This is a genomic window from Aquabacterium sp. (assembly GCF_048860245.1).
In the GTDB taxonomy this organism is placed as follows: Bacteria; Pseudomonadota; Gammaproteobacteria; order Burkholderiales; family Burkholderiaceae_C; genus Aquabacterium.
This window is the reverse complement of the sequence record NZ_JBLIZW010000054.1, coordinates 15,505-29,843: the sequence shown is the minus strand read 5'-3', so window position 1 is coordinate 29,843 and position 14,339 is coordinate 15,505. Positions and strand designations below refer to the sequence as shown.

Annotated in this window: 15 protein-coding genes; 9 read left to right on the top strand and 6 right to left on the bottom strand. The window is 62.8% G+C overall.

The features are described from left to right. Window positions 1–86 precede the first annotated feature (86 nt). Together hemB and ACMV18_RS06335 are read left to right on the top strand one after the other, a co-directional pair. A complete protein-coding gene (gene hemB / locus ACMV18_RS06340) occupies window positions 87–1,091 on the top strand; it encodes a porphobilinogen synthase (protein WP_374259077.1) in 1,005 nt (334 codons plus the stop codon). Between the two features lie 32 nt (window positions 1,092–1,123). Next, window positions 1,124–2,350 (top strand): magnesium transporter CorA family protein, encoded by a 1,227-nt coding sequence (locus tag ACMV18_RS06335; RefSeq protein WP_420817151.1) that lies wholly within the window; start codon window positions 1,124–1,126, stop codon window positions 2,348–2,350. Here the strand turns inward: ACMV18_RS06335 and ACMV18_RS06330 are convergent. Further along, entirely contained in the window at window positions 2,347–3,171 is an 825-nt protein-coding gene (locus ACMV18_RS06330; protein WP_420817150.1) for a uracil-DNA glycosylase, read from the bottom strand. The two genes, ACMV18_RS06335 and ACMV18_RS06330, sit on opposite strands and share 4 nt — an antisense overlap. A gap of 13 nt (window positions 3,172–3,184) precedes the next feature. Next, window positions 3,185–4,411 (bottom strand): tRNA (adenosine(37)-N6)-threonylcarbamoyltransferase complex dimerization subunit type 1 TsaB, encoded by a 1,227-nt coding sequence (gene tsaB / locus ACMV18_RS06325; RefSeq protein WP_420817149.1) that lies wholly within the window; start codon window positions 4,409–4,411, stop codon window positions 3,185–3,187. Window positions 4,412–4,453: 42 nt separating this feature from the next. Here tsaB and dacB point away from each other — a divergent pair, with 42 nt between their 5' ends. Together dacB and ACMV18_RS06315 are read left to right on the top strand one after the other, a co-directional pair. Beyond that, window positions 4,454–5,986 (top strand): D-alanyl-D-alanine carboxypeptidase/D-alanyl-D-alanine endopeptidase, encoded by a 1,533-nt coding sequence (dacB, locus tag ACMV18_RS06320; RefSeq protein WP_420817148.1) that lies wholly within the window; start codon window positions 4,454–4,456, stop codon window positions 5,984–5,986. A 6-nt stretch (window positions 5,987–5,992) separates the two neighbouring features. Further along, window positions 5,993–6,292, top strand: coding sequence for a SemiSWEET family sugar transporter (locus ACMV18_RS06315; protein ID WP_420817147.1), 300 nt, complete (start codon window positions 5,993–5,995; stop codon window positions 6,290–6,292). On the opposite strand, the gene ACMV18_RS06310 is transcribed toward ACMV18_RS06315, so the two are convergent. The 4 genes from ACMV18_RS06310 to purE all read right to left on the bottom strand — a co-directional run bounded on the left by ACMV18_RS06310 (window position 6,283) and on the right by purE (window position 10,420). After that, entirely contained in the window at window positions 6,283–7,548 is a 1,266-nt protein-coding gene (locus tag ACMV18_RS06310) for a hypothetical protein (protein WP_420817146.1), read from the bottom strand. The genes ACMV18_RS06315 and ACMV18_RS06310 overlap by 10 nt on opposite strands. A 103-nt stretch (window positions 7,549–7,651) precedes the next feature. After that, window positions 7,652–8,707, bottom strand: a complete 1,056-nt coding sequence (locus ACMV18_RS06305) for an L-threonylcarbamoyladenylate synthase (RefSeq protein ID WP_420817145.1) — start codon at window positions 8,705–8,707, stop codon at window positions 7,652–7,654. 19 nt (window positions 8,708–8,726) lie between these two features. Next, window positions 8,727–9,899 (bottom strand): 5-(carboxyamino)imidazole ribonucleotide synthase, encoded by a 1,173-nt coding sequence (locus tag ACMV18_RS06300; RefSeq protein WP_420817144.1) that lies wholly within the window; start codon window positions 9,897–9,899, stop codon window positions 8,727–8,729. Then, window positions 9,896–10,420, bottom strand: a complete 525-nt coding sequence (gene purE, locus ACMV18_RS06295; protein WP_420817143.1) for a 5-(carboxyamino)imidazole ribonucleotide mutase — start codon at window positions 10,418–10,420, stop codon at window positions 9,896–9,898. Before purE ends, ACMV18_RS06300 begins: the two co-directional genes overlap by 4 nt. 93 nt (window positions 10,421–10,513) lie before the next feature. Here purE and ACMV18_RS06290 point away from each other — a divergent pair, with 93 nt between their 5' ends. From ACMV18_RS06290 to ACMV18_RS06270, 5 genes are all read left to right on the top strand, one after another. Further along, window positions 10,514–11,494, top strand: a complete 981-nt coding sequence (locus tag ACMV18_RS06290; protein WP_420817142.1) for a tetratricopeptide repeat protein — start codon at window positions 10,514–10,516, stop codon at window positions 11,492–11,494. A 183-nt stretch (window positions 11,495–11,677) separates the two neighbouring features. Beyond that, window positions 11,678–12,163 (top strand): type IV pilin protein, encoded by a 486-nt coding sequence (locus ACMV18_RS06285; RefSeq protein WP_420817141.1) that lies wholly within the window; start codon window positions 11,678–11,680, stop codon window positions 12,161–12,163. Between the two features lie 11 nt (window positions 12,164–12,174). Continuing rightward, a complete protein-coding gene (locus tag ACMV18_RS06280) occupies window positions 12,175–12,771 on the top strand; it encodes a GspH/FimT family pseudopilin (RefSeq protein ID WP_420817140.1) in 597 nt (198 codons plus the stop codon). Between the two features lie 8 nt (window positions 12,772–12,779). Continuing rightward, on the top strand, window positions 12,780–13,199 hold the full coding sequence (locus ACMV18_RS06275; RefSeq protein WP_420817139.1) for a type IV pilus modification PilV family protein: 420 nt from the start codon (window positions 12,780–12,782) through the stop codon (window positions 13,197–13,199). 9 nt (window positions 13,200–13,208) lie between these two features. Further along, complete coding sequence (locus ACMV18_RS06270) at window positions 13,209–14,333, top strand: PilW family protein (RefSeq protein ID WP_420817138.1); 1,125 nt, start codon at window positions 13,209–13,211, stop codon at window positions 14,331–14,333. Window positions 14,334–14,339 lie beyond the last annotated feature (6 nt).

The following is a 14,339-nucleotide window of genomic DNA, read 5'->3' as shown; positions in this document are numbered from 1 at the left end:
ACGCCTCCGTGTCCTGCAAAAAACCGTGATGAAGCGGTTTTCCGTTCACATTTGCATTACTTCACAAAATCGGACCTGGCGTCACCATGATGTTCTCGCAACACTTCCCCCAACACCGTCCCCGTCGCCTGCGCAAGGACGAGTTCTCTCGCCGCCTGGTCCGCGAACACGCCCTGACCTCGGCTGACCTGATTTACCCCGTCTTCATCCTGGATCAGGACGAGGGCACGCAAGCCGTGGGCTCGATGCCCGGCGTTGAACGCCTGGGTCGCAACGCCTTGTACCGCACCGCCGAGCGCTGCCTGGAATTGGGCGTGCCCGTGCTGGCCTTGTTCCCGGTCATCGACGGCAGCCTCAAGACACCGGATGGCGCTGAAGCTGCCAACCCCGATGGCCTGGTCCCCCAAACCGTTCGCGAGCTGAAAAAACGCTTTCCGGAACTGGGCGTGATGACCGACGTGGCGCTCGACCCCTACACCACCCACGGCCAGGACGGCCTGCTCGACGACACCGGCTACATCCTCAACGACGAGACCGTGGCGGTGCTGACCCGTCAGGCCCTGACGCAGGCCGAAGCAGGTGTCGACATCGTGGCGCCTTCGGACATGATGGACGGCCGCATTGGCGCCATCCGCCAGGCACTGGAATCGCAGAACCTGATCTACACCCGGATCATGGCCTACAGCGCCAAGTACGCCAGCGCGTTCTACGGTCCCTTCCGCGATGCCGTGGGCTCGGCCGCCAATCTGGGCAAGAGCAACAAGAAGGTCTACCAGATGGACCCCGCCAACACCGATGAAGCGCTGCGCGAGGTGGCCATGGACATCGCCGAAGGTGCCGACATGGTGATGGTCAAGCCAGGCATGCCTTATCTGGACATCGTGCGACGCGTAAAGGACGAGTTCAAGGTGCCCACCTTCGCCTACCAGGTCAGCGGCGAATACGCCATGATCAAGGCGGCCGCGCAAAACGGCTGGCTGGACCACGACGCGTGCATGATGGAAGCCTTGCTGGCGTTCAAGCGTGCGGGTGCTGACGGCATCCTCACCTACTTTGCGCTGGACGCGGCCGAGAAGCTGCGTCAAGGTTAAGCTGCGGATCCGTCGTCTGCACTGGGGTTGCTGTGCGCTTTTTCCTGATCAACGATCGTTTCACCGAGCTGGAAGAATGGCCGACCAGCCTGCCCCCCCAGGGCTTTCTGTGGGTGACCTGCAGTCGGCGGGTCTTTGAGGTGCAGCTGACACAGGTACAGCGCCATCTCGCCCGCCTGGCCGGTGGCAGCCTGGTGGATCTGCACATCTCTGACCTGCTGAATCCACAGCTGCCCTCGCAATACGACTACACCTCGTGGTACGACCTGCTGGTGTTTCGCCGGCTGGCCGCGGGGCCAGGCACGGCCCACCTCTTTCTGGATGACGAGCACGGCACGGCGTCCAGTGCCCGCCAAGCGCTGGCCGCCATCGACACCAGCCCTGTCGGATTCGCCTTGTTTGACCGGGTGCTGCTGACCGTGCATCCCGCCGACTGTTCGGTACGGGATTTCTTTGAGACCCGACTGAGCCTCATGGCCAGCGGCCCGGCCGAGCACGGCATGTCGGTCCCGCCCGAGATGGAGGCATCTCCCTCGATCCCCCCTCAGGACGAGGAAGATGACCACCTGAGTGCCGATGCCGCCCTCATCCATGAACAAGGGTTGGAGGGACACCTGCATCGCACCGAAGGCCGAGGCCCGTCACGCCTGCCGCCCAGCCCGGCGGACTTGATGCTGCGCATCGTCAACCACATGGTGGACAGCTATCTCGACCTGCGCCGATTGCTTACCCGCCAATTGGGCTACCTGCAACAGGACATGCTGCGCAACAACGAACAGTTCCGGCACTGGCAGGCACTGCTCGAATCGCGCAACACCCTGCACCTGCTGGAAGACACCTGTGAAGACCAACACAGCGCGCTGCAGGAGTGGATGGACGCTTTGGACGAATGGCCCGTACCGACCGACCCCCAGGCCGCCCGCGAACGCGAGGTGTTGCGCGTGCGCTCACGTGACGTGCAGGAACACATCGAGCGTGTGCTCAATCATGTCCGCAGGCTGGAATCGTCGTCGGAAAGCGCGGTCCAGATGCACTTTTCGCTACAGGGCAGTCGCACCAACGACATCATGCGCACCCTGACGGTGCTGACCGCCGTGTTCCTGCCGCTCAACCTCATCACCGGCGTGTTCGGCATGAACTTCGACGCCATGCCCCTCATCCACACAGCCCCGGGCTTCTGGGTGGCCATGATGCTGATGGGTGCCGTGGTCGTCGGGCTGGTGTGGTGGTTCCGCCGACAGCGTTACCTGGGCGGTTAAGTCCGCTGCAGCAAAACCTCTCGCGCCAGGCACAGGTCATCCCAAGCCAGCGCTTTGTCCGCCGGGTTGCGCAGCAGATAGGCGGGGTGGTAAGTCACTACCACCGGAATGCCTTGAACGTGGTGGACACGGCCACGCAAGCGCCCAATCGGCTCGGTGGATTTGAGCAGCGACTGCACCGCAAACCGCCCCATCGCCACCATCACTTTGGGCTGCACCAGCGCCATTTGCCGCAGCAGATACGGCTCGCACTGCGCCACTTCTTGCGGTAAAGGATTGCGGTTGGCGGGCGGACGGCACTTGAGCACATTGGCAATGAACACCTGCTTGTCCGCAGGCGCCTCCGCCCGCGTCAGCCCCACCGCATGCAACATGCGGTCCAGCAGCTGGCCGGCACGTCCCACGAAGGGTTCGCCCATCTTGTCCTCTTGCTCGCCAGGCGCCTCGCCCACGATCATCCAATCGGCTTGTGGGTGGCCCACACCAAACACCGTCTGACGGCGGCTCTGACACAGGCCGCATGCCTGGCAGCCAGCCACGGCCTCGCGCAACGCGGGCCAGTCCATCTGCTCGATGCCTGAAGGCCGGGCCCCCAATTCCGCCACAGCCGAAGAGGCCACAACAGGTTTGGCCTCGACCGGGCGCTTGGGCACGACCGGGGCGGCAACACGTTCTGGCGCTGTAGCCATCAACACAGGCGCCGGCTGGGCAACGGGCACGTCAGCCGCGGCCGACGGTGCGGCCGCCACAGTTGCCGCATCTTCGACCGCATCGGCCGATCCCTCCGGCCAGAAGGGTGGCACGCCCATCTCGCGCAACATGGCGCGCTGTCGCTCACTCCACCGCACGGCCGTCACCCAGATCGATGTCTCGCCGCATGACCACGGCATCCTCACGTCCGTCGGGCGCGGGGTAGTAGCCTTTGCGCACACCGACCTCGATGAACCCTTCTTTACCGTACAAGGCACGGGCCGGCGTGTTGCTGGGGCGAACCTCCAGCCACAACAGACTGGCTCGCTGCTGCTGACAACGCTCGTACAGCACGCCCAGGAAGGCGCGGGCCACACCACGGCCATGCCAGCGCTTGTCCACCGCGATGTTGAGCAAATGGATCTCGTCAGCACCATTCATGGCCACGCACACGGCCACAATTTGCTGCGAGGCCGCATCCAGCCGAACGCGACACCAATAGCCCGCACGCATGGATGACCGATAGTTGTCCTCGCTCCACGCGTGCGAGGGATGCAGGCACGCAGCCTGCTCCATGGCCAATACCGCCGGAATGTCTGCCTCGGTCATCGGACGATCCACGAAGCGCGGAGCTTGTGCAGCCGCTTGTCGCTCTGCCGTGGTTTGTGCCACTTTGTCTCTCACATAGCGCGGCAACGCGAGGGCCACATCCACCGTTTGCCCGTCGGCCCAGGCGGCCTGCGCCAAAGCCGCAAGCGCCGCCCCCGCAGGCATGGCTGGCTGCACCAAGATCGCGGCCCCCTCGGCCGAGGCAAATGCGAACCGCTCGGGGTAGACCTGCATGGCGTTGCCGCACAGGCGGACTGGACCGTCGCGAGTGTCCGCGGCCCATCGTCTCGCAGGCTCATCCAGCGACCACAATTGCGGCGCCTGCTTCGGCACCCACCGCTGGCCTTGCCAACAGAAAGACCCCACATAGAGTTCTTCCATCCGGGCGTCCTGCAGCACCCAGACCTCGGCCCCGTCCGGGCACCACTGGGGCGCCTGCTGACGTGCATGCTCGGCCACCACCATCAGGGTATCCAGCACGATCACAGGGCAGTCCGCCCCCAAGGCCAGACCTTGCGTGATGGAACAAGCCGTGCGCAGACCGGTGAAGGCACCCGGGCCACTGCCGAATGCCACGGCACTGAGATCGGCCCACGACAAACCCGCCTCGCTCAACAAGCCCTTGAGCGCCGGCAACAGTTGTGACGACGCCTGCGCGCCGCCCGGCAAATCCAACGTCCGCACCCGATCCCCCACGGCCAAAGCGGCGTGAATGCGATCGGTAGCAGTATCCAGGGCGAGCAATACAGGCAAAGAAGACATGGCGGGAGTGTAGCGACTGCGTCGCCTTCTATGATGGCGCCCATGCACCGATTGCGATTGTCCTCCTGTCTGCCCCTGCTGCGCGCCCTCGGTGTGGTGGCCCTGCTGGCAAGCCCCGTTTCGCGCGCCCAAGACGCCCCCCTGCCTGCGCCCATCTCCGAGGCACTGCAGCGCGCTGGCATGCCCCCGTCTGCTTTGTCCCTGCTTGTGTGGCCAGTGGACACCCCAACGCCACGCTTGGCGCATCTTGCGACCACGCCACGCCCTTTCGCGTCGGTGATGAAATTGTTCACCACCGGCGCAGGCTTGCTGACGCTGGGCCCTGCGTGGACGTGGTCCACTGACACGGCTCTGGGTGGACCGTTGTCCCCCGACGGCGTACTGAACGGCTCGCTGTACATCAAAGGCCAAGGTGACCCGGCACTGCTCCAGGAGCATGTGTCCCTCATGGTGAACCGCTGGCGTGCGGCCGGCCTGCGCGAGATCCGTGGCGACATCGTATTCGACCGTCAATGGCTGGCGGTGCCTGCACACGACCCCGCGGCATTCGATGGCCGGCCCTTGCGCCCCTACAACGCCGGCCCCGACGCATTGCTGGTGAACCACCAGTCGGTGGTCTTGCGCTTCGTGCCTGACGCCAGCCGCCCTGGTCAAATCCGTGTGGCCATGGACCCGCCGCTGGACGGAGTCGAACTCCACACCCAACTCACCATCAAGGCAGAGGCATCCTGCGGCGATTGGCGCGAAGCCATGGATTTGCGCATGGCTCCCATCAAAGGCTGGCACAAGGAAGGCTTATCGCGCTGGTCCATCCAGCTGCGAGGCCCCTACCCCCTGTCGTGCGGAGAAAAAGACTGGCCCGTTTTGTGGCAAGGCGATGGCCCGGGGGACTTGGCTGCACGACTCCTGCACGCGGCGTGGCGACAAGCGGGAGGCACGCTGAAAGGCCAGATCAAAGATGGCACATGGCCCCAGGAAGCCGCCGTGTGGCAACGCTGGACATCGCCCCCATTGGGCTCGATCGTCCGTGACATCAACAAATTCAGCAACAACGTGATGGCGCGTCAGTTGTTCCTGACGCAGGCCACCGCGCCGCTGCCGACCGGCACGGACAGCACGTCCACACCGAGCCCCGCCACACTGGATGCGGCGCGCACACGCGTGAGTGCAGTGGTCCGGCAAGCGACCACCCGTGCCGCCAACCACACCCCGTGTGACGGCGATGCCCTGGTTCTGGACAACGGCTCGGGCCTGTCCCGCATGGAACGCACATCGGCCATGTGCCTGGGCGAATGGCTGCAGGTTTTGTGGCGCAGCCCCGTCATGCCGGAATTGATGGCGTCCTTGCCCATCACCAGCGTGGATGGCACCACGAAGCGGTGGCAGGGTGCCGCAGGCTACGCTCACATCAAGACCGGCTCCCTGGATGGCGTCAGCGCCCTGGGCGGCTATGTCGATGGCCAGAGTGGGCGTCGGCAGGTGGTGGTGGCTGTGGTGCAATACCCGCGCAACGAAGCCATTCGCCCCGTAATGGAAGCCATCCTGAACTGGGCCCGACAAGATCTTCCGAACTGAGACCGCATGACCTTACGTGACCTGCTCCCCCTGCCCCCTGAGACCATTGAATGGGTGGGCACCGTGGCCGCCATCCTGACCACGGGATCGTTCATCCCTCAGGCCTGGCTGATTTTTCGGACCCGCCATGTCGACGGGATCTCCGTGGGGATGTACAGCGCATTCACCTGTGGCGTGGCACTGTGGCTGGCATATGGTGTCGCGATGAACTCGTGGCCCATCGCGATCGCCAACAGCATCACCCTCTCGCTGGCCTCAGCGATTCTGGTGATGCGGATTCGTTATGGCGGGGGCAATCAGAACTGATTGGCGGCACGCGTGGCGGCCGTCGAACCGATCAAAGCATGCGCCGCAGGTGCAAAGCGCACCAAGTCAGCCCACATATAGGTCGACAAGCTGCCATCGGTGACATAAGTCGACGCGGTACAGAACTTGGTCAACTCACGGCCGAACCCATTTGACACGTCGGGCGTGACGCTCAACGTGGTGCCATCAGGGCGCGTTGCGGTGTTGGTCGTCGCGGTGTTGCACAGTGGCTTTTCATACACATAGCTGGTGCTACGTGTCGTGGTGTTTGTCAGGCTGACTGGGTTCACGCCGGCCAAATTGCGACCAGACTCTTCACCCAAACGCGTGATGTAAACCTGATCATTGAAAGACTTGGTCAAGGCAGCCAGCGCCGTCCGATTTTCTCCGGTCGTGTAGGCCAGAGGCGATTCCCCCAAGTCCGGCGTCAAGGCCAAGACCACTTTGGCGCCCGTGGCAATGACCTTCTTCACGACCACCGCCAATGCGTCCGCACGCTCTTGCGCGATGGTTTGCGCTTGCGCCAATGTGAGGGTGTTGGCCTTCACCTGGGCATACAACTCCAGGATGTCGTTTTGGCCCGCCATGATGGTGACCATCACGCCACTGCCCAATTCGCTCAAATGGTTGTCGACCTGCGTGGCGACATCGGCCACCTTGGCCCCCGCCTCGGCATAGGTTTCAGCCCCGGAGTACGAGGTCAGCGGACACTCGCTGCGATACCCCTTGCCAAACGACAACGCCAACGATTGGATCCACAGCGAGGCCGTATTGCAGTAGTAGGTCGTGGAGGTCGTGCGCTTCAATGCAACCGTAGAGCCATTCACCGTGCCGGACCCCAACTCCCACGCGTTGACCGTACTCGGATAGTCGGTGGTGTTGTAGATCGTGTAGGAGGGGGCATCAAAGGTCGACGTCGTCCCGTCATCCACGGTTACGCTGCTCGCACAGAATTTGCCCGTCGCCGGATCGGATCCACTGACCTGACAGGTCACTGCGGCCGTGGTCAATGTGTAGTTGGCCGAATAGGTCAAGCCATACAAAGTTGCCGCAGCCCCAGAGGCGTCCCTCAACGATCCTGAATAACTGTCCAGCACGCTGTTTTCATCGCCAAACGACACGATGCGGGTTGGCTCATACGACTTCGCACGGCTGCCACCACCACAGGCTTGCAGGAACACGGCCGAGCAGGCCAAAGCCACCAGGCCGATACGGCGAAGGGCCACAGTCGTGGAAGAAGCAACGTTGCGAGACATGAACTCTCCGAAAAACGGTCAAGGCTGACAGGCCGCAAGCATAAATCGAGCTTGCCGCGCCCCCGAGTCTGCCATGTAAAGATAGGTTATGCCGAGCGGCGACTCAGGCCGCCGCACGATGAAGTCGATCCCGGACGCCGTCCCATGCCGGATCAGCCGGCGGCGCCTCCACCCAAATCAACTCCACCCCGGTGGCATCCAGTTCGCGCAAATCCGCAAACAGATCGTGCGCAGCGGTCGCTGCGTCGCCCGGCATGGACAAATGCACCACGCCCGGATGTGGCGGACGGTGCGCCCACAAACTGCGCGAATACACCGCAATCTTGGGCGCCTTGTGTGCCCCCTTGACCGCTGCGGCGCTCAACTCCGGCTCAATCAAATCCAGGGCTGCCGCCAACTGTTCGTCGGTCATCAGTCGCACGCGCGCACGCGGGGCGTAATGCGACATCAGCGTCCCCGAGGCTTTGGGCGCATGGGGATCTGGTGCCTCCGGGCGGGACCACAGCACGGGCTCACCCGCCACGGCCTCGATCTCGGCCAAGGTCAGCTTGCCCGGGCGCAACAACACCGGGCGTCCCCGAGAGCAGTCAATGATGGTGGACTCGATCCCCACGCCGCAGGCCCCGCCGTCCAGCACCCAGACTTCGTCCAAGCCCTCGCCGCGGCCGTCAAATTCGTCGACCACGTGCGCGGCCTGCGTCGGGCTGATGCGGCCAAACCGGTTGGCACTGGGTGCCGCCACCCCCAAAACGTCACGCTGCGCACACGCTTCCAGGAGCGCCCGGGCCACCGGGTGATCCGGGCAACGCAGGCCGATGGTGTCCTGCCCACCGGCCGCCGCGCGGGCCATGTCCGGATGGCGCGGCACGATCACCGTCAGCGGGCCGGGCCAAAAAGCGGCGGCCAAACGCTGCGCGACGGGCGGGAAGCTCGCCACGAAGTACATGGCTGCCGCCTGATTGGCCACGTGCACGATCAAAGGATGATCCGCAGGGCGGCCCTTCGCCGCAAAAATGCGCGCCACGGCCGCATCGTCGTCCGCCCGCGCACCCAGGCCGTAAACGGTCTCGGTCGGCAGCGCCAGCAAGCCGCCATCGGCCAGGCGCTGCGCGGCTTGCTCGATGGCGTCGGGTTGCGTGTGGGGGTCCAGCAAGCGCATGGTCTGCGGTCGCCCCTCGTCAGAAGGGCGCAATGCCCAAAATGGCCGCGGCCTTCAAGGCCGTGTCACGCGCGGCTTCGGCCGTGGTGCCGGTCACCGTCAGGTGCCCCATCTTGCGGGCCTTGCGGGCCTCGGTCTTGCCATACAAGTGCAGGTGCGTGCCGCTCAAGGCCAGCACGGCCGCCCAGTCGGGCTCGACCTGTTCGGCGGCGCCATCAGGGAACCACAGGTCACCCAGCAGGTTGAGCATCAGGCACGGGCTGTGCAGCACGGGCTCGACCAGCGGCAGGCCGGTCATGGCGCGCACTTGCAATTCGAACTGCGACACATCGCACGCATCAATGGTGTGGTGCCCGGAGTTGTGCGGACGCGGCGCCATTTCGTTGGCCACGATGCGACCATCTTGCAGCACGAAGAACTCGATGCACAGCACGCCCACGTAATGCATGGACGCGGCAATCTGGTGCGCGGCGGCATACGCTTGCTGCGACACGGCCTCGGTCACATTGGGCGCAGGCACCGTGGTCACAGCCAGGATCCCATCGCGATGCAGGTTTTGCTGCAGCGGGAAGTGCACCACCTGCCCATCCTGGCTGCGCGCCACGATGACGCTGACCTCATACGCCAGGGGCAGCATCTTTTCCAGCACACAGCCCACGCGCTGCAGCTCGTCCCAAGCGGCGTTCAGTTCATCGCGGGTCTTGACGCGGATCTGGCCCTTGCCGTCGTAGCCCAGGCGCGCGGTTTTGAGGATGCCGGGCAGCAGGTCATCCGACACAGCCGCCAATTGCTCGGGCGTTTCAATGATGGCGTGCGGTGCGCAAGCCACGCCACAGGACACAAAGTGGGCTTTCTCGCGCGCGCGGTCCTGGCAAATGGCCACGGCGGCACCTGCCGGCGCGACTGGCCGGGTTTCGGCGAGCTTGTCCAGCGCCTGCGCCGGCACGTTTTCGAATTCGGTGGTGACCGCCGCCGACAACTGCGCCAGGTCCGTCAGTCCCGCTTCATCCAGGTAGGCCGTGCGGATGTGCACGTGGGACACGAGGCCGGCCGGACTGCTGGCGTCAGCATCCAGCACCGCCGTGCGGTACCCCATGGCCTGAGCCGCCTGCACGAACATGCGGCCCAGTTGGCCGCCGCCCATCACACCCAGCGTGGCGCCAGGCAGGATCACATTGTTGCGAACGGTCATGCCTTGGCATCCATGGTCAGGTCATTGGTCATGGCGCGCGCCACTTCGGTCTGGCGCGCCCGGAAGGCGTCCAGCTTGGCGCGCAGCGTCGGGTCAGCGCTGGCCAGCATCGCCACGGCAAACAGCGCAGCATTGCCAGCACCGGCCGTGCCGATGGCAAACGTTGCCACCGGAATGCCCTTGGGCATCTGAACGATGGAGTGCAAGGAGTCCACCCCTTGCAGGTGGCGAGAGGGCACGGGCACGCCCAGCACCGGCACGGTGGTCTTGGCCGCCAGCATGCCTGGCAAATGGGCCGCACCGCCAGCGCCCGCGATGATGGCCACCAGACCGCGACCGGCCGCAGCCTCGGCGTAGCGGAACATGTCGTCCGGCATGCGATGCGCCGAGACCACCTGAGCCTCGAACGACACACCGAACTCGGTCAGAATGTCGGCAGCATGGCGCATGACGTCCCAGTCGCTGCTGGAACCCATCACGACGCCCACCTTCACACCTTCTTTACCTGTCGCGCTGCTCACGGCTCATCCTCGTTTCGTCAAAACCCGAATTTTAGGCGTTCCCCCAAGCCGAGCCCGGCAGAATCTGCGCATTCCACGGAAGATCTGACAAACATGATCGACATCACCCTCGAAAACTTCGAATCCGACCTGATCCGCGCCTCGCTGCAGCAACCGGTTTTGCTCGACATCTGGGCCGAATGGTGCGGCCCTTGCAAGGCGCTGGGCCCTGTTCTGGAGAAGCTGGAAGAAGAGTACGCCGGCCGCTTCGTGCTCGCCAAGGTGAACGCCGACGAGCAGCAAGAGATTGCCGGCCAGCTGTCGCAGATGTTCGGCGTGCGCTCGATTCCGTTTTGCGTGATGTTCAAGGGCGGCCAGCCGGTGGATGGGTTCGTGGGTGCGCTCCCTCCTGAAAAGATCCGCGAGTTCCTGGACAAGCACGTCCCCGGCGAAGGCGAAATCCAGTCTGAAGTGGAGATGCTGGAAGCCGAACACGCCGCCGAAGAAGGGGACACCGAATCGGCTCTGGCCTTGCTGGAAGACGCCCTGGCCAAGGACCCCAGCAACGACGAAGCCCGTTTCGACCTGATCAAGCTGCTGCTGGAAGAAGGCGCACTGGATGCCGCCCAGGCCATCTTTGCCCCGGTGGCCAGCCGCGCGACCGGCCCGCTGGCCGAGCAGCGCGTCACCGCTTTTGGCCGCTTCATCGACGCGTTTGCCGCCGCACGCCAAGGCCGCGCGCCCAGCGAACTGGCCGAAGCCATCACCGCCAACAAGCGCGACTTTGCCGCGCGCTTCGAACTGGCACAGCTCTTCTTTGCCGCCGGCCGCTTCACCGAGGCCATGGACGAGCTGCTGGAAATCATCATGCGCGACAAGGCCTGGAACGATGAAATCGCCCGCAAGACCTACGTCGCCATTCTGGAAGTGATGAGCAAGCCGCAGCCCAAGCCCATCCCCCCGAAGGCCACTGCGGCCACCGGCTCATCCCCGGACGGCAAACCCAAGCTGGAAATTGCCGGCAAGGTGGAAGTCAAAGCAGCAGACCCGGTGATTGATCAGTACCGCCGCAAGTTGAGCATGGCGCTGTTTTGAGCCTAGCGTCTGGCGCCGCCGAACGGTCGCACCGACAGGATGAACGGCACCCGGTTATCCAGCGCGAACATCTTGCAGACCGTGAAGCGGCGATTTCCCACAAATTTGCCCCGTGCGCCAGGCCAACACCCGCCTCTTGTGGTCGAGCCGACGCATCATTATCTTGACCACAGAGGAATTTGTATGCCTGCCAGCACCGCCCCCACAACGCTCCGCCGCCTGACTTCGAACGGCTTCACACTGATCGAAGTGATGATCACCGTGGCGATCATCGCGCTGCTGGCCTCGGTGGCGTATCCCGCTTACACGGACTACGTCCGAAAAGGCCAAATCCAGGAAGCGTTTACCAACATGTCCAACTACAAGAGTAAGTTGGAACAGTATTACCAAGACAACCGCGCCTTTGCCGCATCGACCAGCGCCACAACTTGTGGTGGTGCTGCCGCCACCACCCTCACGACGTCGGAGCTGGGCGGCACGATCAAGTACTTCACCTACAGCTGCGCCCCAAGCAACAGCGGACAGGGGTTCACGATCACAGCGACGGGCAGCACTGGATCGGCGGTAGGCAACACTTACACACTCAACCACAACGGAGCCCGCGCGACAACATCGTTCAAGGGCAGTTCAGTCACCGCGTCTTGCTGGCTCATCAGCGGCTCTTGTTAATCAGGGCAATCATGAAACAACGTGGTTTCACATTAATTGAAGCGTTGGTCGTCGTCACGATTGTGACCATTCTTGCCTTGGCTGCCGCACCAAACTTGTCTACATGGTTGGACAATATTCGGATCCGCAATGCCAGCAATGCCATCCAAGAGGGCTTACAAGTAGCAAGAGCGGAAGCCATCAAACGCAATCAGAACATTACTTTCTGGTTGGTTTCCAGTAATGCTGCAAATCAATTGGACGATGCCTGTGCCCTGTCGAACACAAGCGGGTCATGGGTGGTCAGCGTAAGCGATCCGACATCGCATTGCGCCAGCGCGCCATCGACTGTCTCGGCGCCACGGTTAGTGGCATCAAGAAGCATTGGAGATAGCGGTGCTCAAGTCGTGGTGAAAGCTGTGCAATCTGATGGGGCCACAGGCGCGACCTCGGTTACCTTCAACGGCTTTGGCCGGGTCAGCAATTCGGCACCCATTGGCCGAATCGACATCACCGGACAGGACTCCGGTATTTCGTACCGAAACCTACGCATCGCCATTTCGCCTGTAGGCCAAATCCGAGTCTGCGACCCCAGCGTGAGCAGCTCGACCGATCCACGCAAATGCTGATTGTCGCCATGAACAAGCGAAACGTTCAATTGCCACAGCACTCATCGGGCGTTGCGCTCATTGAGGTGCTGGTCGCTGTACTGCTGTTTGCTTTAGGGGTGCTCGCACTCGTCGGACTACAGGGGGCCCTGACACGCGCCCAAACCGACGCAAAGATCCGCACCGATGCCGCAGCCCTCGCCAACGAGGTCATCGGTCAAATGTGGGCAGACATCGGGCAGATCAACTCATACGACGATGCCAGTTGCGCCGGGCATGCTCGCTGCAAATCCTGGCAAGACAAAGTTGCACAGACCCTGCCATCCGGAAAGACCAGCATTACCGTCGACAACTCAAACCGAGACGTTGAGGTCACCATCATGTGGTCCACCCCTAGCGGGGACACTCACAAATATGAGACCCACACAACCATCGCCACGGCAAACTGAGAGATGACCATGCGAGCTCCTTTGCCTAACTTGCGCCCTCATCAGCACGGGTTCACGCTGATTGAACTCATGGTTGCCGTCTTACTGGGCATGCTCACCGTTTTGGTGATTTCACAAGTGCTCGTTCAGTCGGAAACGCGTCGCAGGACAATTTCTAGTGGTAGCGATGCACAACTGAACGGCGCACTGGCCCTGTTTACGATGCAGCGCGAAATCCAGATGGCTGGATACGGAACATCTGCGAACCCAGCATCTCTAGGCTGCAAACTCAGCGGCCAATACGGCGGAACGGGAGCAACATTCTCTGTCCCACTCGCCCCGGTGGTTATCTCGGCCGGGCTTAATGGCGCCCCAGATAGTCTTACCGTTTTACAAGCACGCACAAGATCTGTGGCCGTCCCCATGCAAGTCAAAGAGGATCATGCCAAAACCGGGGTGGCTTTTGTTGTCGACTCCACCCAGGGGGTTGCTGTCAATGACATGGTCGTTGCCATCCCCGAGGTCATTGCCGACTACGCGACCAGTCAGTGCAGCCTCTTTCAGGTCACAACGAGCACATCTGACCCCATCACCACATTGAGCAGCACCCGCGTGCCCCACACGGCGGCTAGCGCATGGAATCAATCAGCAGTGTTTCCCGCTGCAGGATTCGCAGCCAAAAGCTACCTCGTCAACATGGGCAATATGTCGGTCAAGACATATGCCGTGAGTGCAGCCTACAACCTCACGTCCACCGAACGGTCGTGGGCTGATGGCTCCACGTCGACACAAGACCTCTTCCCGCAAATCGTCAACATGCAAGCCATGTACGGAAAGGACACCAACGCTGATGGCATTGTTGACACGTATGACCGCGTGACACCAACCACACCAGCTGGCTGGCAGCAGGTACTCACGATCCGCATGGCGATTGTCGCCCGTAGCGCAAAAGATGAGGGCGTCAGCGTCACAACCAGTCAGCCCCTTTGGGATGTTGGTCCGAATGACACGATCACCGGTCCTGCGACAAGTTCATGCCATGGCACTAGCAAGTGCATCACCTTGACCATCAACACCATCCCCAATTGGCAACGCTATCGCTACAAGGTGTACGACACCATCATTCCTCTGCGCAACGTCCTATGGAACTCCTGAGGTACA